15 protein-coding genes and 1 tRNA gene are annotated in these 18,244 nt (G+C 42.3%); all 16 read right to left on the bottom strand.

The window, feature by feature from the left end; genetic code table 11:
• Positions 1-27 precede the first annotated feature (27 nt).
• A complete protein-coding gene (gene truB / locus H0U71_04190) occupies positions 28-945 on the bottom strand; it encodes a tRNA pseudouridine(55) synthase TruB (GenBank protein ID MBA2654251.1) in 918 nt (305 codons plus the stop codon).
• A gap of 5 nt (positions 946-950) precedes the next feature.
• The gene (gene rbfA, locus H0U71_04185) at positions 951-1,310 is read right to left on the bottom strand and encodes a 30S ribosome-binding factor RbfA (GenBank protein MBA2654250.1); all 360 of its coding nucleotides are present in this window, start codon (positions 1,308-1,310) and stop codon (positions 951-953) included.
• Between the two features lie 196 nt (positions 1,311-1,506).
• Positions 1,507-4,014 (bottom strand): translation initiation factor IF-2, encoded by a 2,508-nt coding sequence (gene infB, locus H0U71_04180; protein MBA2654249.1) that lies wholly within the window; start codon positions 4,012-4,014, stop codon positions 1,507-1,509.
• Positions 4,015-4,173: 159 nt separating this feature from the next.
• Positions 4,174-5,664 (bottom strand): transcription termination/antitermination protein NusA, encoded by a 1,491-nt coding sequence (nusA, locus tag H0U71_04175; GenBank protein MBA2654248.1) that lies wholly within the window; start codon positions 5,662-5,664, stop codon positions 4,174-4,176.
• A 10-nt stretch (positions 5,665-5,674) separates the two neighbouring features.
• Positions 5,675-6,133 carry a ribosome maturation factor RimP gene (gene rimP, locus H0U71_04170; protein ID MBA2654247.1) on the bottom strand — a complete coding sequence of 153 codons (459 nt, stop codon included), beginning with the start codon at positions 6,131-6,133 and terminating at the stop codon, positions 5,675-5,677.
• A gap of 52 nt (positions 6,134-6,185) precedes the next feature.
• A tRNA-Met gene (locus H0U71_04165) sits at positions 6,186-6,262 on the bottom strand.
• Between the two features lie 124 nt (positions 6,263-6,386).
• Positions 6,387-7,823: an NADH-quinone oxidoreductase subunit NuoN gene (nuoN, locus tag H0U71_04160; protein ID MBA2654246.1), complete on the bottom strand. Its 1,437-nt coding sequence runs from the start codon at positions 7,821-7,823 to the stop codon at positions 6,387-6,389.
• Between the two features lie 304 nt (positions 7,824-8,127).
• Positions 8,128-9,645, bottom strand: a complete 1,518-nt coding sequence (locus tag H0U71_04155; GenBank protein MBA2654245.1) for an NADH-quinone oxidoreductase subunit M — start codon at positions 9,643-9,645, stop codon at positions 8,128-8,130.
• Positions 9,646-9,658: 13 nt separating this feature from the next.
• Complete coding sequence (gene nuoL, locus H0U71_04150) at positions 9,659-11,566, bottom strand: NADH-quinone oxidoreductase subunit L (protein MBA2654244.1); 1,908 nt, start codon at positions 11,564-11,566, stop codon at positions 9,659-9,661.
• A 64-nt stretch (positions 11,567-11,630) separates the two neighbouring features.
• Positions 11,631-11,936 (bottom strand): NADH-quinone oxidoreductase subunit NuoK, encoded by a 306-nt coding sequence (gene nuoK / locus H0U71_04145; protein ID MBA2654243.1) that lies wholly within the window; start codon positions 11,934-11,936, stop codon positions 11,631-11,633.
• Positions 11,933-12,538 (bottom strand): NADH-quinone oxidoreductase subunit J, encoded by a 606-nt coding sequence (locus tag H0U71_04140; protein ID MBA2654242.1) that lies wholly within the window; start codon positions 12,536-12,538, stop codon positions 11,933-11,935. Before H0U71_04140 ends, nuoK begins: the two co-directional genes overlap by 4 nt.
• Positions 12,535-13,032: an NADH-quinone oxidoreductase subunit NuoI gene (gene nuoI, locus H0U71_04135; protein MBA2654241.1), complete on the bottom strand. Its 498-nt coding sequence runs from the start codon at positions 13,030-13,032 to the stop codon at positions 12,535-12,537. Before nuoI ends, H0U71_04140 begins: the two co-directional genes overlap by 4 nt.
• 34 nt (positions 13,033-13,066) lie before the next feature.
• Positions 13,067-14,092, bottom strand: a complete 1,026-nt coding sequence (gene nuoH / locus H0U71_04130) for an NADH-quinone oxidoreductase subunit NuoH (GenBank protein MBA2654240.1) — start codon at positions 14,090-14,092, stop codon at positions 13,067-13,069.
• Positions 14,089-16,470: an NADH-quinone oxidoreductase subunit G gene (locus H0U71_04125; protein ID MBA2654239.1), complete on the bottom strand. Its 2,382-nt coding sequence runs from the start codon at positions 16,468-16,470 to the stop codon at positions 14,089-14,091. The genes nuoH and H0U71_04125 overlap by 4 nt, the downstream gene beginning before the upstream one ends.
• A gap of 5 nt (positions 16,471-16,475) precedes the next feature.
• Complete coding sequence (gene nuoF, locus H0U71_04120; GenBank protein MBA2654238.1) at positions 16,476-17,741, bottom strand: NADH-quinone oxidoreductase subunit NuoF; 1,266 nt, start codon at positions 17,739-17,741, stop codon at positions 16,476-16,478.
• The gene (gene nuoE / locus H0U71_04115; GenBank protein ID MBA2654237.1) at positions 17,731-18,240 is read right to left on the bottom strand and encodes an NADH-quinone oxidoreductase subunit NuoE; all 510 of its coding nucleotides are present in this window, start codon (positions 18,238-18,240) and stop codon (positions 17,731-17,733) included. The genes nuoF and nuoE overlap by 11 nt, the downstream gene beginning before the upstream one ends.
• Positions 18,241-18,244 lie beyond the last annotated feature (4 nt).

The raw sequence follows: 18,244 nt of genomic DNA, 5'->3' as shown, positions 1-18,244 counted from the left end.
GCATCTTATCAGATAATATCTATTTTATCAAAACTTAGCTGTTTTTGTGGTTATTAGCCGACGAGGAGCGACTCGCCCATCATCTAAAATTTCACCCACACCCAAGAATTCATCATTATCATATAAACGCACCCATCCCGAGGTCGGTGCTCGCGGCACCAGCACCGGTTGTCCTTGTTTTAGATGATACGTAATAGACTCGGTCAAGACCACTTGGGGCCAGGCGCTCAAAGCGCTATCAATGGGGAGCAACATTTCATCTAGAATATTTCGGTCTTCTCGCTCTCGCTTTATATTATCCAAGGAAATCATTATGGTGTCTTGATAAGGTTCTACATAAGTGCGACGTAATAGAGCGACATGCGCCCCACACCCCAATTGCTCGCCAATGTCATCTACAAGCGTTCTAATATAAGTTCCCTTACTACAGGCCACTCTAATTTTGAGGATGTCGTCATTAAATTCTAGTAGCTTCAGCTCCTTGATCATTACAGGCCTACTTTGTCTTTCTATTTCTATACCTTGTCGGGCGTAGGAATATAGGGGCTTGCCCTGAAATTTAAGAGCAGAGTACATTGACGGAACTTGCTCAATTTTACCTCTAAAATTAGTGAGCACCGCTTCTATCTGCTCTTCGTCTACGGCAACTTTTCGGGTCGCAATAACTTCACCTTCTTCATCGCCCGTTTTGGTGCGGATACCTAATTTAGCTTCAACTAAATATTGTTTGTCAGCCTCCAGTAGAAACTGGGAAAACTTGGTCGCATCACCAAAACAGATGGGCAACATACCACAAGCAAGGGGATCCAAACTCCCTGTGTGACCTGCTTTTTTAGCACCAAAAATAATTTTTACGGTGGTTAATGCTTGATTCGACGTTAATCCAATGGGTTTATCTAACAGCAGAACCCCGCTGATTTCACGCCCTCGGCGGCGGTTGCTCATAAATACTACTCCTCGGTGGAATCAGTTGACGGTTTTTGCAGTAGTTGAGAGATTTTTTGTCCTTGACGGATAGTATCATCATAATGAAAATGTAATTTAGGGGTGGTACGCAGATTCACTGCACGCGCTAATTCATGACGAAAAAATCCCGCGGCTTTATTTAAAGCCAAAATAATTTCATTAACTTGTTCATCGTTAAGAATGGTTACAAAAACTTTGGCATTGGCATAATCTTTCGAAATCTCAACATCTGTCACTGAAACGAAGACAAAACGTGGATCCCTACTCTGCCCTAGAATCAACTTTGCAAGTTCATGCTTCAACAAATCTGCCACACGTAAACGACGATCGTAATTATGCGCCACTTATAAACCTCTAGTATGAAATTATTGCCAACTATTGGCGAACTAATGCAAGCCTATTTGCTTAAAGCTTACAGAATCCTAAATTTAGCGAAGTGAAATTCGAGTTCCTAGATTTGGGGGGCAAAAACCCGGGGTTTCGCCATGCTTCATCCAGGCTACGAAACTATGCAAATTTCGTGGCAACTGGACGTAAGCATTAAGCAATTTTCCTGGTAATTTCGTAAGTTTCGAAGACTTCGATATGATCACCATTTTTGATATCGTTATAATCTTTTACCCCGATACCACATTCCATGCCCTGACGCACTTCAGAGGTGTCCTCTTTAAATCGACGCAGCGATTCCAATTGACCTTGATAGACCACCACATTATCTCGCAATACACGAACCGGTAAATTGCGTTTAATATGGCCTTCGATAACCATGCAACCTGCAATTGCGCCAAATTTTGAAGATCGAAAAACTTCACGAACCTCAGCCAGACCCACAATTTTCTCGTGATATTCTGGTGCCAATAATCCGCTTAATGCCGCTTTTACTTCGTCGATTAAATCGTAAATAATACTGTAATATCGCAGGTCAACGCCTTCGGTTTCTACAAGTCGCTTAGCGGTTTGATCAGCACGAACATTAAAGCCTAATATGATAGCGTTAGAAGCGATAGCAAGATTTGCATCCGATTCTGTAATGCCGCCCACAGCACTAGCGATAATGTTAACTTTTACTTCATTGGTTGATAACTTTGTTAATGCATCACTAATTGCTTCCAACGAACCCTGCACATCCGCTTTTAATACGATGGCTAATGTGTTGACCACACCTTCATTCATGCGTTCAAAAATATTCTCAAGGTTCGCTGCACGTTGGCGCGCTAATTTTACCTCTCGATATTTTCCTTGTCTAAATAATGCAATTTCTCGTGCCTTTCTTTCAGTCGGGACAACGATCACGTCATCGCCCGCATTCGGCGCACCAGAGAGACCTAAAATCTCCACTGGTATCGATGGACCGGCTGCCTCTGTGGGGACTCCATCATCACCAATCATGGCTCTAACTCGACCGTATACGCCTCCCGCTAAGAGAATGTCACCTTTTTTCAGGCTACCCTCTTGAACAAGAATCGTGGCAACAAAACCACGTCCACGATCTAATCGCGATTCTATTACTACCCCTTTGGCAGGGCCTGTGTCGGATGCCTTGAGCTCCATCACTTCGGCCTGCAATAAGATGGATTCTAAAAGGCTTTCAATCCCTGTACCCGCCTTGGCAGAAATACTCACAAACATAGTGTCGCCGCCCCAATCTTCTGCAATGACGTCAAAGCTAGACAATTCATTTTTTACACGCTCAGGGTCAGCTTCAGGTTTGTCCATTTTATTGATTGCGACAATAATAGGCACCATTGCTGCCTTAGCATGTTGAATCGCTTCAACAGTTTGAGGTTTAACTCCATCATCTGCTGCGACTACAAGAACCACAATATCAGTTGATTTCGCACCTCGAGCTCGCATAGCGGTAAACGCTTCGTGCCCCGGGGTATCTAAAAATGTAATCATGCCTTTTTCAGTATTCACATGGTATGCGCCAATGTGCTGGGTAATGCCCCCTGCTTCACTACTGGTAACCTTGGTGCTGCGAATATAATCGAGTAATGAGGTTTTGCCATGATCCACGTGACCCATAATGGTCACCACTGGCGCTCTGGGATTGAGTGCACTTTTTTGTTCCATCCCGGGCACGAGAAAATCTTCAACTGCATTTTCTTTCAAAAGCTTAGGTTTATGTCCCATTTCTTCGACAATAATAGCGGAGGTCTCTTGGTCGATAACCTGATTGATGGTTGCCATTGCGCCCATCTTCATCATAATTTTTATTACTTCAGCCACTTTAACTGACATTTTTTGAGCCAACGCTGCCACAGTGATAGTTTCTGGAAGGGAAATTTCTCGGAAGACAGGGGCGGTGGGTTTTTCAAAACCTTGCTCTAAGCGTCTAAACGCTGAGCTTTCTCTTTCGCGTACTGGTTTGCCCGTTTTTCGCTTTTTCCTAAATGAAACTGAGGTATCAATAAATTCAGCATCTTCTTCTACGAACGAAAAGTCTTCTTGAGATATGCGAGCGGCTTTAGATTTGCGTTTTTCCATTTTCTTCGCTTTTTTAAGAGGACGCTCCTCTTTCTCGTCGACCTTTACATGACGAGCCTCTCCCTTATCATCACGGGGAGGTTGCGTTGAATCTGCTGCGGGTTCGATAGGCGCGCCCGCTTCCTCAGCTACCATCGCTGTATCTGTCACCTGCTCTGACGTTATCTGACCCAAGGCGTCTGTTGCGAGCGCTTCTTGTTCACTTGCCTGAACCGGTGCCTCGATTTCAGGGGCTTCAATCTCTTCGACTTCTTCTTCACTGCCAACCGATTCGTAGGTCTTTTGGCGACGAACTTTCACCTTAGTGATTGATTTATGAATTCCGCCCTTTAACTCACTTACGGTGGTGCGTTTTAACGTTATTTTTTTAGGCGCTTGAGATTTTTCCTCTGCACCATGCGTTCTTTTTAGATAAGAAAGTAGTTCTTGTTTTTGCTCGGTAGTGACTGTGCTGTCTTCACCAGACACTTGGATCCCAGCATTTTTAAGTTGAGATAATAGGTGATCAGTATTGGTGATGCCTAAATCTTCAGCTAACCGTTTAACAGTTACGTCTGCCATAAACCCCTCTTTAACCATTTCTCAGAATAAGACATTTATTTAAGACCAAAATTTTAACGCAAAAAATCCATAACACTTAGTGGCATAAGCATTGGTGATGGATTTTTTGCGTTAAAATCTGGCGCATAGATAGATGTTGCCATTCCGATATGTAAATTTTTACTTTGTTGTAAACCAGTGCTCGCGAGCAGACATAATTATCTTCGCTGCCGTCTTCTCATCTATTCCTTGGACATCCGAAATATCATCCACCGATTGCTCTGCTAAATCTTCACGCGTCACAATTCCTCGTCGCGCAAGACTATAGGCCAGATCCCGAGTTACCCCAGATACTTCTAATAAATCAGCGGCGGGCTCTACTCTAGAAAGCTCTTCTTCTGTTGCTAACTCCTTAGTTAGCAGTGAGTCTTTTGCTCTATTTTGAAGTTCATTGACGATATCTTCATCGAAGTCTTCAATTGCCAATAATTCTTTTACAGGGACATACGCTATTTCTTCTAAGCTTGTAAAGCCTTCATAAACTAATAAACTTGCTATATCTTCATCTACATCAAGTTGTTTCATGAAGAGTTCTTTAAAGCGTTCAGATTCTTGTTCTGTTTTTTGTTGTGCTTCACTTTCTGACATAACATTGAGGGTCCAGCCCGTTAATTCACTCGCTAAACGTACATTTTGGCCACTACGACCAATCGCTAAGGAAAGCTGATCTTCTCGAACGGCTAAATCCATTGTTTTTGTTTCTTCATCTACTTCAATTGATGCTATTTCTGAAGGGGCCATAGCATTAATAACCAATTGAGGCGGATTGTCATCCCACATGATAATGTCGATACGTTCACCACCCAACTCGCCTGAAACTGCCTGAACACGTGAACCACGCATTCCAACACAAGCCCCGATAGGGTCAATGCGTCCATCATTGGTTTTCACAGCTATTTTTGCTCGAGATCCAGGATCTCTAGCGGCAGATTTAATTTCAATTACTTCCTCTGCGATTTCAGGAACTTCTATTTTGAATAATTCCATCAGCATTTCGGGACGGGTGCGGCTTAACAGTAACTGCGGGCCTCTTTTGTCTTCTTTGACTGCATATAAATAAGCTCGAAGACGATCACCACTACGGACCATTTCCCGTGGAATCATTTCTTCTCGAAGGATAATAGCTTCTGCATTTTCACCTAAATCTAAAATAATGGCGTCACGCATCACTTTCTTAACAATCCCGGTTAAGAGATCGCCTACACGTTTACGATACTGATCGACTACTTTTTTACGCTCAGCTTTACGTACTTTATCAATAATAACTTGTTTAGCTTGTTGGGCAGCGATTCGGCCAAAATCTTCGGATTCGATAGGCTCTTCAACCACGTCACCCACTTCTAGCTCAGAATCTAATTCTTTGGCTTGGCTTAAAAGCAAGTCTCGACTGGGGTCAAATTCTTCGTTGTCTTCTTCTACTACGGTCCAGTAACGAAAGCTTTCATAATCTCCCGTTTTTCGATCAATCGCGACTCTAATAGTCACCTCATCGGGATAACGCTTGGCGGTTACGGTGGCTAGGGCAGCTTCAATGGCTTCAAATATGACTTCTTTTTCGACGCCCTTTTCATTGGATATCGAATCAACGACTAATAAGATATCTTTACTCATGATGCAAACCTCAACTTTCAGGTGCCAAATTAGCTTTCTCTATATCAGAAACAGCTAAAACATAGGCGTCACCATCTACAACCATTGTGATATTACCGTCTAGAACAGCCTGTAATAATCCACTATAGTTGCGCCGACCATTGCGAGAATGTCGCAATTTAACTTTAATACGATGTCCAATAAAACGTTGGAAATGCGCTTCAGTGACTAGCAAGCGGTCTGACCCTGGAGAGGAGACCTCTAAAAAATACTTGCTCTTTACAGAGTCTTCAACATCTAAAGCTGCGCTCACTTGGCGACTGACAATTTCGCAATCCCTTATCGTAACACCTTCTTCGGAGTCAATATATATCCGCAACACCATCCGCACCCCTAATGGCACTAATTCGCATGCGACGTATTCAAAACCCAGCAGCTCAATAACCGGGGCTATGATATCACCCAAACGTGTAGTTGGCGGTAAAGACATATTACTCCACAAACAAAAAATGGGCACGAAGCCCATATTTTTTTGTTGAATTTGGTAGCGGGGGCAGGATTTGAACCTACGACCTTCGGGTTATGAGCCCGACGAGCTACCAAGCTGCTCCACCCCGCGTCACTTAAACTAATCAAAGGATTCTATTGAAAAACTGAAGATAATTCAACAGTAATAGTGAATAAAGTGGAGTTAATTGCATTAACCCTAATTTCCAGAGGAGAATAGGGTTAATAATTGAGTTTTAGCTTAGGTTAAAGAAAGCGGCATGGCAGAGATTGAATAATATTCCTGGGAAAATTCCAAGGAGCAGCACGGTTAGACTATTCACTGTCATTGCTATACGCATATCAAGTGGGCATACGATTACGCCAGGCAGATCCGGTTCATCAAAGTACATTACCTTGACGACTCGTAAATAGTAATAGGAGCCAACAATAGCAAATACAATTGCCACGGCGGCTAGCCAAACCATGTGGACTTCTATCAACGCTTCAAGCACCCCCACTTTGGCCATAAACCCAACAATAGGCGGAATCCCTGCTAACGAAAACATTATGATGAGCATCATAAAAGCGAGCCAAGGATTTTTCGCATTTAAACCTTTAAAGTCATCAATGCTTTCCATCTCAAATCCGGAACGACTCAAAATAACGATCAAGCCAAATGCTCCAACTGTCATAATGGCATATGAAATCATATAGAAGGTCGCCGCAGCGTATCCTTGGGGCGTCCCCGCGACCAGACCTAAACTCATGTACCCAATATGTGCAATAGAAGAGTAAGCCAACATTCTTTTTAAGTTTGTTTGCACAATCGCAATAATATTTCCCATGGCAATGGACAAAATAGAGATGACGATGAACTGCTGTTGCCACTGAATCAATAAGCCAGGCATCGCGAATACCAGTAGCCTAATTGCTAGTCCTAGCGCAGCGACTTTAGCAGCACTTGCTAAGAACAGCGTTACAGCACTCGGTGCGCCTTCGTAAACATCGGGTACCCACATATGAAATGGCACCGCGCCTAACTTAAAGGCAATTCCTACGACTACAAAAACTAATCCTAAGATTAAAATGAGCCGTCCTTCAGTAAGAGTGGCAGCAATAACTTTGGCTACCTCATCCATCTGAATCGAACCGGTAGCACCATAAAGCATGGACAATCCATATAACAACAATCCCGTCGCCATGGTGCCAATAATAAAAAATTTGATACTCGCTTCACTACAAATACCAGAGTCTCTTTTAAAAGCGATCATCGCATAAATAGGCAATGACGTTAATTCCAATCCTAAAAACAAACTGAGAAAGTTATAGGAAGAAACTAAAATCATCATGCCAAGAATGGAAAAAAGTCCTAGGACGTAAAATTCATTATATGGCATGTGTTTTTCGCGCAGATATTGTCGCGAATACAGGAATGTTAAAAATCCACAGACATAGATAATGACTTTGAGTAAGACAGAGAAATTATCTTGGATGAAAAAACCATTCAGAGCAATAAGCGTAGGTTTGCCAAACTGGTTTATGGTAATAACTGCTGCCCCAATCAATGCTAGCTGCGCAATGAAATAAGGGACATGAGTTAATACGGGGCGTTTAAGATAAACACTTAATAAGAGGGTAACACATGCCATGATCAATATAAGTATTTCTGCAGATGCAGGCACAAAGTTCATATCCACCTCTAATAATAAAAAAAGTCCAACTCTCTTCTCCCGCTCCGCGGGAGAAGGTGGCCTGAGGACAAAAGTCCGAAGGACGGATGAGGGCAACAAGGAAACAAAACAGCCCCTCAAACTTTCCACCCTCATTGCCCCTTCGGGGCATTTCTCCCGCCAGCGGGAGAAAAAAACGCCTCAACCCAACCTGAGGGCAACAAGGAAACAAAACAGCCCCCCAAACTCTCCACCCTCATTGCCCCTTCGGGGCATTTCTCCCGCCAGCGGGAGAAAAAAAACCTCAACCCAGCATGAGCTCAAATCAAAGTTTGCTGCGTAATCCCAGCTCCAATAAGTGACCTATTGATGAATGGAACACATTTAATAATGGTTTTGGATAAAGACCAATAAAAAATATAGGGATGATTAAAAGAATGAAAATCCCGATTTCAAGCCATCCTACGTCCACTAAAGAAGCCACTTTTTCATTGGCAACAGGGCCAAAAAATACTCGCTTATACATCCAAAGGGTATAGGAGGCCCCGATGATTAAGGTTAACGCACACGTGAATGTTATCCACATACTTGCTTTAAAGGCGCTTAAGATAACCATAAACTCTCCCACGAAACCAGAAGTTCCGGGCAAAGCCACATTCGACATGGCAAAAATCATAAAAAATGCCGAAAAAATGGGCATAGTGTTCGCTATGCCTCCAAAATCTTTTATTCGTCGAGTGTGATATTGCTGATAAAGCATCCCAAAGCCGAGGAACATAGCCCCCGCTCCAAATGCGTGGGAAATCATTTGCACCATTGCGCCCTCAAGGCTTATATACGCCTCTTGAACATTCCCAGTACGGGAAAATATAATATAGAGCATGAAGCAACCTAACGTCACAAAGCCCATATGTGCTATCGAAGAATAAGCAATGAGTCTTTTCATGTCAGTTTGTGAGAGTGCTATAAAACCAATATATACGATGGCCACCAAGGAAAGCGCTATCATTAACCAATCTAATGAATGACTGGCATCCGGTGTGATAGGTAAACTAAATCTTAGAAATCCGTAACCCCCTATTTTTAGCATGAGTGCTGCCAATATTACAGACCCACCCGCGGGTGCTTCGGTATGTGCATCAGGTAACCAAGTGTGCACGGGCCACATCGGTATTTTTACGGCAAAGGCAAGCAAGAACCCCAAAAATAGCAAAAGCTGTTCGCTTGAACTGAGTTTTAAAGGATAAAAGTCAGGAATAAAGAAACTTCCCGCTTTTAAACCTAAAAACAATAGCGCCACTAACATCAGCGCCGAACCTAAAAAGGTATACAAGAAGAACTTGATTGCTGCATAGGAGCGATTCTCACTGCCCCAGATTCCAATACTGAGATACATTGGGATCAACATTCCTTCCCAAAAAACATAAAACAGAATTGAATCCAAAGAAGCAAACACACCAATGATCATGCCTTGCATAATGAGAAAGGCCGCTAAATACTGCGAGACTTTATATTTTATAGTTTTCCATGAACCTAGAATTACAAGTAATGTGGTATAGGTCGTTAATATAATGAGAGGCATTGATATGCCATCCACCCCGAGGTCATAATGGATTTTCAAAGTAGGAATCCAGACTAAATGTTCTCGAAACTGCCAGTTTTCTGTGTATATATTGAAAGATGAATAAAGCGGCACACACAATAATATGCAAATAAGGGACACTGTTAGAGCAATTATCCGTGCTTGCTCGGCATGCTTCTCACTCCCGGTAGCTAATACGAGAATTCCACCTAGGACTGGCATCCAGATCAGGAAACTTAATAAGGGAAAATTTTCTAACATTGACTGTATCCTGCTAGGCTAACAACATCCAAAATAAAAGAGCACAAAGCCCAAGAATCATGGCAAATGCATAATGATAGAGATAACCGGATTGCGCTTGGCGTAATATGCTTGCCAATCTCGCTACCCCACGGCCAGTACCATTCACAATACTATGATCGATGACTTTCATATCCGCCACTTGATAAAGATCCTTACTCAGTTTCTGGCTTCCACGCACAAACACTAAATCCGTAAATCTATCAAACCCGTATTTATCCACTAATATTTTGTATATTAAATTAAAGCGTCGCTGTATTTTCCCCGGAATATCTGGAATTCGTATGTAAAAGACCCAGGCACAGACAATACCGGCAATTGCCAGCCAAAAAGGTAAACCTAACAAAGCATGTCCAATACTTTCCCATGGACCATGAAATTCATGTGCCATTTGAGCTAACACATCACGATCGGGCGCCACATAAATAGATTTACTAAGAATCGGCGTATGAGCGAACAAAATCGGCTTAATGAGCACGATACCCAGAGCCAGAGAAGGAACCGCTAATACGATAAGTGGAATTAACACAACCCAGCGAGGCTCTTTTATTTCTTCATCATGATGACCATGGCTTTTACCGTGGAAAGTTAAAAATAACGCGCGAAAAATATAAAGGGACGTAACAAATACGGCTAACAATAAGCACACATAAGCGTAGTGCGCGCCGGGTACGTGGGTCGCCATTTGCACGGCTTCAATAATTGAATCTTTAGAATAGAAACCTGAAAAAGGTGGGATAGCGCTTAAAGATAAGGCGCCAATTAAAAATGTGATGTAAGTAATGGGCAAGTATTTTCTTAGGTTACCCATATTTCGCATATCTTGTTCGTGATGTAAGGCAATGATCACAGAACCTGCCGCTAAAAAGAGTAGCGCTTTAAAGAATGCATGAGTGACCAGATGAAACATGCCGGCGGCATAGGCTGAGGCTCCGTTTGCAGCCATCATGTAGCCAAGCTGAGACATGGTTGAATAAGCGATTACCCTTTTGATATCGTTTTCGACAAGTGCTAATAACCCTAAAAATAAGGCTCCCGTCGCACCAAACACCAGTACGACACCTAAGGCAGTTGGGGATAATTCAAAAAGAGGCGACATTCTAGCCACCATATAAATTCCCGCTGTCACCATAGTAGCAGCATGGATTAAGGCAGAGATGGGAGTAGGACCTTCCATGGATTCAGGCAACCAAATATGCAGCGGTATCTGCGCGGATTTACCCATTGCTCCGACGAAGAGAAGGATACAAATTAAGGTCATGAGAGACCACTGAACTCCGGGCATTACAGACACCATCGTACTGCTCAAGCCGGGGGCCATGGCAAACACGGTTGCATAATCCAAGCTTCCAAAATAATCAAAAATTGCCGCAATTCCAAGTATGAAACCAAAGTCACCCACTCGATTTACGAGAAATGCTTTTAAGCTTCCTTGAGCAGCGGATTCTTTTTTAAACCAAAACCCGATCAATAGATAAGAGACAAGCCCTACGCCCTCCCATCCAAAAAACAATACCAGGAAATTATTTCCTGCAGTCAGAACCAACATGAAAAAAGTAAATAGGGACATATAAGCAAAAAAACGTTGGTACCCTGGGTCATTCTCCATATAACCAATACTGTAAATATGGACTAATAAAGAGACGATATTAACTGTCACCATCATAAGAACAGTCATTTGATCTATTAATAGCCCTACATTGAAAGTATATGCACCCGAGAAACCCCAAGTGAATACCGTCTCATTCGTAATTGGCACATGGTCAAAAATATATAACTTAAATAAAATTGCGGAACAAATTAGTGATAGGGCCATGCCACTAATCGTGACCCAACTAGCTCCCTGATGCCCAATTTTTTTACCCAATAAACCGGCTACCATGGCGCCAACCAGAGGAAATAAAATAGTAGCTATTGCTAAATTAAGTACCAATGTTTGCACAGCCCTACCCTTTTAATAAATCTAATTCTTCAACATTAATTGTTTTGCGGTTGCGATATAGTACTACGATGATGGCTAATCCAATTGCAGCTTCCGCAGCGGCTACTGTCAAAATAAAAAATACAAAAATCTCTCCCGAAACCTGGTGTAGATATTGGGAAAAGGCCACGAAATTAGTATTAACGGCCAGGAACATTAACTCAATGCACATTAAAAGCACGATAAGGTTTTTTCGGTTTATAAATATACCCGTTAAACTCATACCAAATAGAATGGCACTTACAATCAAATAATAAGATAAAGGTATCATGGTTGGTCTGATCTCATGTTAACGACATAAAAACGATCTTTTTTATGGACAGCCACTTGCTCGCTAATCTTTTGCGCCTTACTGTCAGGTCGCCGCCCCCGAAACGCAAGGCTGATAGCAGACACAATCGCCACTAATAATAATGCTGAAGCTATTTCAAATGGATAAACATATTGCGTATAGAGCACACTGCCCAATTCTTTTACGTTGCTATAGTTGCCGGGATGAATTTCGGGCACTGCCGTGACACCTAAAGGAAAATGTTTCGGACTCAAGGCGTACATAATCATACCGACCGTCATCCCGGTCACTAATAAGCCTAAAGGTAAATAACGCACAAAGCCTTCGCTCAGGGGTGCCAGATCAATATTTATCATCATGACCACAAATAAAAATAAGGTCATAACCGCACCTACATAGACGAAAATAAGCACTAATGACAAGAACTCCGCTTCGAGCAGCATCCATAAAATAGAACTTGCGAAAAAAGCCAACACCAAAAATAAAACGCCTCTGACGGGGTGTCGCGAAAAAATAACCATCGCCGCCGCAAACAATAAAATGGCTGAAAATATAGAGAAAATGATTAATTGAAAATTCATTGCTCTGTACCTTTTATCTCTTGTGCTCGCGCTGCAGCGATTTGCTTTTCATATTTATCGCCTACCGCCAGCAGTTTTGCCTTGGTTAGAATATTATCGCCACGATCATGAATAGTGAAATGGCTTTCAGGTGTTACAACTACAGCATCTACGGGACAAGCGTCTTCACAAAATCCGCAATAAATACATTTGAATGCATCGATGTCATAACGTGTAGTTCTTCTTGAACCATCAGGTCTTGGCGCAGCTTCAATAGTAATAGCTAATGCCGGACATGCAGCTTCGCATAATTTACATGCGATACATCTCTCTTCACCATTAGGATATTTGCGAAGTGCTAACATTCCTCGAAAACGAGAAGAGATGGGTGTTTCTTCTTCAGGATATTGAATAGTTATCTTTTTTGCCCAAAATGCACGCCAAGTTACTCTAAGACCTTGGAGTAATTCCAGGAGTAAAAAACGTTTAGCAAAATCTTTAAGTGTCTTCTTCATACTATCTCAATTTATAACGAAATTCGGAAGTCTATCAGGAAAACCATGGACCAATTCTGAACATGATCGCTAATGCTTCTAGAAAAATCCAAATTAGGGTAACAGGGATTAAAACTTTCCAACCTAACTGCATAATTTGATCATATCGATACCGTGGAAATGTGGCTCGCATCCAAATATATAAAAACAAAAACATGCTCACCTTCACCATCAACCAAACAATACCAGGAATAAAAGCCGTCAGTGACTCAAGGAGAGGTATACCTTGAAATGGCGACAACCAGCCTCCCCAAAACACAATCGCAGCTACTGTAGAAACTAAAATCATGCTTGCATACTCAGCCAAGAAAAATATTGCAAACATAATGCCTGAATATTCCACATGGAAACCCGCCACAATTTCAGATTCGCCTTCCGCTACGTCAAAAGGTGCACGATTTGTTTCAGCCACTCCTGAAATCCAATATACAACAAATAATGGCAACAATGGCAGCCAATACCAATGCCAGATGCCGCCGCTTTGTTTCAAAATTATTTCTTGAAGATTCATGCTATTGGAGGCCATTAATACCCCAACTAAGGAGAATCCCATTGCAATTTCGTACGATATTGTTTGGGCAGCAGCACGTAATGCACCAAAAAAAGCATATTTTGAATTTGATGCCCAACCAGAAATCAAAATCCCATACACGCCAAGCGACGTCATGGCAAAAAGAAATAATAACCCAGCATCAATATTCGCTAACACCAATCCTTGATCAAAAGGTATCACAGACCATGCTACTAGTGCGGGTGCAATCGAAAGAATGGGGGCAACAATGAACATGTAACGATTTGAGGCGCTGGGAATAATCAATTCTTTTTGTAATAGTTTAAGCCCATCCGCAATCGGCTGCAGAAGTCCTAGCGGCCCGACCCTGTTAGGGCCAATTCTGGCTTGCATGTACCCAATTACTTTACGTTCTGCCAATGTTAAATAGGCAACTGCGCCTAACAAGGGAAGCACGATAGCAAATATTTTTATTAGAACCCAAAGTAGGACTAATAGACTCTCCATTATTTACTACGCCCTCTTAGTAGCTTTATCTGACCCATGTTTTCACCAAAACCTGCTGTTTCTGAAATACCGACTGGAACGACGACATAATCACCTGCGATTCGATCATCTATTATCACTGGCAAATCAAGCAAGGATTCATCCTGGATCACGGAAATAATTTCACCGGATTGAAAATCATGTTCACGCGCTACTTTGCTGTTTATACGAATAGCCACTTGATTTTCGATTTGAGACCATTCTTGTAGCGAAGTGGCACGACGCACTAAATTATCTATCTGATACATTGGCCACTCAGAAAAGCGGATTAAGCCAGCCCCTGACTGAGCGGTCTGATTTGCTGTTAATGTCAGCGATGTAGTGTTTCTAGGAATAGACTCGATCATCGACTCGAGCTCTTTAGTAATTTGAGAAGGTTTTACATAATCAAATCCTTCTAATTCAAATAAATTGCCCAGTACCCGCAGAACTTTCCAAGCGGGCTTTGCATCACCCATAGGACGGGTTACAGAATCGGAAAATTGCCAACAATTAGCGGCATTAATAAGTGTTCCTGCTGTTTCAAAAAAAGGTGCGATAGGGAGTAGCACATGGGCATACTGTTCTTGCGCCTCGGTCATAAATGGGGACATAGCCACTACAAAGTCAGCATTGGTTAATGACTCCATTGCCCGCATTGAATTCGCACAATCTAGTTCGGGTTCAATATTTAATAATAAGTAACTTTTAAGTCGCTGCGAAAACATTTCGGATGCATTAAATCCAGGGTTTTCTACAACAGTTCCCGCAGGTCCCCGATGAGGTAACATTCCGGATAGCCAGCCACCTGCGGCATTAGCACCTTCACTCAAACATCCTAAGTCAAATATACATTCCCCCGCTATTTGTTGCGCTAAAACCCGTATTAAGGTGGCTTGAGGGTGGGTAATTGCATGAATGCCAAGTAATATAATTCCTTTATTTTTACGAAGCTTTTTAGCAATATTCATTTCTTCTTTTGATGGCTCAATATCAGCCAAGAAAGGATCTAGGTCTGATTTCCTTCTTAAAAGATATTTTGCAATGCCTGCAAGTGTGCGCGGAATAGAATGAGAAGGAACGATCATTTTGTGGGTGGGCTCAAAATTCAAATCATAATCAATAGGATTGACAAAGGTGACTTGTGCCCCTTTTAGCGCTGCCTTTCTAATTCTATGGCATGCCAAGGGCTGCTCTCTTCGCACATCAGAGCCGATGATCAAGAACGTTTCCATTTTTTCCAGTGCTGGGAGTGTCACGCCTAATTCTGGATGACTTGGATAATTTTCTTGTTGGCTAAAATCTAACTGTCGAATTCTATGGTCGAGATTATTTGAACCTAAGCCTCGTAACAGTTTTTGTAGAAGAAAAAATTCTTCAACTGTGGAGTTGGGTGACGCGAGTGCGGCAATCTGAGAAACATCTTGGGCTTCAATAATATTCCGCCATTTTTCTGCTACAAAATTTAATGCTGTGGTCCAATCGACATCCACCCATTCTGATTCTCGCTTAATTTTAGGTGTCAATAAACGATCTGTGCTACGAACTGCTTCGTAACTGAAACGGTCTCTATCTGATAACCAAGTTTCATTAATTGTTTCATTTTCGCGAGGAACTACCCGCATTACCATACGATAGTCATTGTATTCATATCCTCTTGTATGCACAAAAAGATTAGATCCAACACAATCATGTGGAGAGACGGACAAGTGTTGCTTAAGCTCCCACGCACGCGCAGAGAAACGATAAGGTTTAGAGGTTAATGCTCCCACCGGACAGAGATCGATAATATTACCCGAAAGTTCCGATTGCATGGTGTGATTAACATAAGTAGTGATTTCTAAATTTTCGCCCCGCTGGGTTGCACCCAATTCCCGCATACCAGCCACTTCGCTTCCAAAACGAACGCATCTTGTACATTGAATACATCGGGTCATTTCAGTAGAAATGAGAGGGCCAAGATTTTCATCGAAAACCGACCGCTTACCCTCATAGTACCGGGAAATATCATTGCCATAGCCAAGCGAAAGATCTTGTAATTCGCATTCACCGCCCTGGTCACATATCGGACAATCTAGCGGGTGATTGATCAGCAAAAATTCCATTACTGACTTTTGAGCTTCTACTGCCATTGAAGACTGGGTAAATACTTTCATCCCTGCCATAGCGGGTGTTGCGCAGGCGGGTAAAGGTTTTTTAGACTTTTCCACTTCGACGAGGCACATACGACAGTTTGCGGCGATAGTTAATTTTTTATGATAACAAAAACGTGGAATGTATATACCCGCTGCGTCAGCAGCTTCGATAATCATACCTCCTTCTGCAACTTCGACTTTTTTATTATCAATTTCAAATTCAATCATAATAATTACGCCACCATACATTTTTTATGTTTAATGTGGTATTCGAATTCATCATAAAAATGCTTCAAAAATCCCGCTACCGGCCAAGCCGCTGCTTCGCCTAGTGCACAAATCGTCCTACCTTCAATATTCTTTGCAATCGAACGGAGCTTCTCGAGATCACCCGGAACAGCTTCGCCATGCTCTATTCTATGTACCATTCGCATCAGCCACCCCGTGCCTTCTCGGCAAGGAGTACATTGACCACACGATTCATTTTTATAGAATTCTGCAACACGAAGCAGTGCTCGCACCATACAGGTAGACTCATCCATCACAATAACTCCGCCAGATCCTAGCATTGAGCCCGCCTTCATCAAGCTGTCATAATCCATATCCGTACGCATCATTATGTCGGCCGGTAGCACTGGCATTGAGGTGCCGCCGGGAATCACTGCCTTCAGTTTATTTCCATTAGAAACACCACCAGCCAGCTCCAAAAGTTCCGCAAAAGGAATGCCTAAAGAAACCTCAAAATTTCCTGGGTTATTCACGTGACCGGATACAGAGAAAATTTTAGTCCCACCATTATTCGGTTTACCTAGCTCTAGAAACCACTTGCTGCCTTTTTCTAAGATCACCGGAATTGAGGCAAGTGTTTCGGTGTTGTTAATCGTTGTTGGGTAGCCATAGAGACCATAATTTGCAGGAAAAGGGGGTTTAAACCGCGGAAAGCCTTTCTTGCCTTCCAAGGACTCCATCAATGCCGTTTCTTCACCGCAAATATAAGCACCTGCACCCAAAGTATTAAAAATATCAATTGATATATCAGACCCAAGGATTTTAGCGCCCATCAAGCCAGCAGCGCGAGCTTCTTCAAATGCTTGTTCACAACGATGAAAGGGCTCCCAAAATTCACCCCGTAGATAGTTGTAACCAACATCGCATCCCAACGCATAACAACCAATCAACATGCCTTCTAATAATTGGTGAGGGTTATAGCGTAAAATGTCTCGATCTTTAAAAGTACCCGGCTCCCCCTCATCAGAGTTGCAAAGTAAATACTTTTGGCCAGGGGCTCCGGGCATGAAGCTCCATTTTAGTCCGGTAGGAAAACCCGCTCCGCCGCGACCTCGTAAACCCGAGTTTTTAATTTCAGAAATAATTTCTTCTGGCGAAGTTCTATTTTGAATTATTTTACGCCATGAGGAGTAGCCACCAACCTCTTCATAGCTACTTAATTCCCATGGCCTTTCAAGATGAAGCACACGGTAACAAACTTCATTTGCCATTGGCTGTCTCCAGTGCTTGCATTTCATCCAAAATAACATCAATTTTTTCAGGGGTAATGTCTTCAAAATAAGATTTATCATCTATTTGAATCGCAGGAGCATTACCACAAGCCGCTAAACATTCCACCTCTTTTAACGTAAATAGGCCATCAGGGGTGGTCTCACCCATATTAATGCCCAATCGATCGCGGAGATGAGAAATGATTTTATCGGACCCCTTTAACATGCAAGAGATACTGGTGCAAACTTTAACTTTATGACGCCCTACTGGTTTTAAATCATACATAGAATAAAAAGTGGCGACTTCATAGACGGCAATAGAGGGCAGCTCAAGATATTTTGCTACCGCATCCATGAGATCGTTAGTAAGCCATCCGCCATTTTCTTCTTGGACGACACGTAGTGCAAACAATACCGCTGATCTTTTTTGATTGGCAGGATATTTTTTTAACCACACGTTTATTTGACTTTTGGCTTGTGTAGATAATAAGTTTGTCATTTTT

The organism is Gammaproteobacteria bacterium, assembly GCA_013697705.1.
Taxonomy (GTDB): domain Bacteria; phylum Pseudomonadota; class Gammaproteobacteria; order UBA6002; family UBA6002; genus UBA6002.
This window is presented reverse-complemented; position numbering and strand designations above follow the sequence as displayed.

Coding starts and splice junctions, on each gene's coding strand:
- nuoL (MBA2654244.1), bottom strand. CDS start 11,566: ATGGTAGCCGGTTTATTGGGTAAAAAAATTGGGCATCAGGGAGCTAGT.
- rimP (MBA2654247.1), bottom strand. CDS start 6,133: ATGTCTTTACCGCCAACTACACGTTTGGGTGATATCATAGCCCCGGTT.
- H0U71_04125 (MBA2654239.1), bottom strand. CDS start 16,470: ATGATTGAATTTGAAATTGATAATAAAAAAGTCGAAGTTGCAGAAGGA.
- H0U71_04140 (MBA2654242.1), bottom strand. CDS start 12,538: ATGAATTTTCAATTAATCATTTTCTCTATATTTTCAGCCATTTTATTG.
- nuoN (MBA2654246.1), bottom strand. CDS start 7,823: ATGAACTTTGTGCCTGCATCTGCAGAAATACTTATATTGATCATGGCA.
- nuoE (MBA2654237.1), bottom strand. CDS start 18,240: ATGACAAACTTATTATCTACACAAGCCAAAAGTCAAATAAACGTGTGG.
- infB (MBA2654249.1), bottom strand. CDS start 4,014: ATGGCAGACGTAACTGTTAAACGGTTAGCTGAAGATTTAGGCATCACC.
- nusA (MBA2654248.1), bottom strand. CDS start 5,664: ATGAGTAAAGATATCTTATTAGTCGTTGATTCGATATCCAATGAAAAG.
- nuoK (MBA2654243.1), bottom strand. CDS start 11,936: ATGATACCTTTATCTTATTATTTGATTGTAAGTGCCATTCTATTTGGT.
- nuoI (MBA2654241.1), bottom strand. CDS start 13,032: ATGAAGAAGACACTTAAAGATTTTGCTAAACGTTTTTTACTCCTGGAA.
- truB (MBA2654251.1), bottom strand. CDS start 945: ATGAGCAACCGCCGCCGAGGGCGTGAAATCAGCGGGGTTCTGCTGTTA.
- H0U71_04155 (MBA2654245.1), bottom strand. CDS start 9,645: ATGTTAGAAAATTTTCCCTTATTAAGTTTCCTGATCTGGATGCCAGTC.
- nuoF (MBA2654238.1), bottom strand. CDS start 17,741: ATGGCAAATGAAGTTTGTTACCGTGTGCTTCATCTTGAAAGGCCATGG.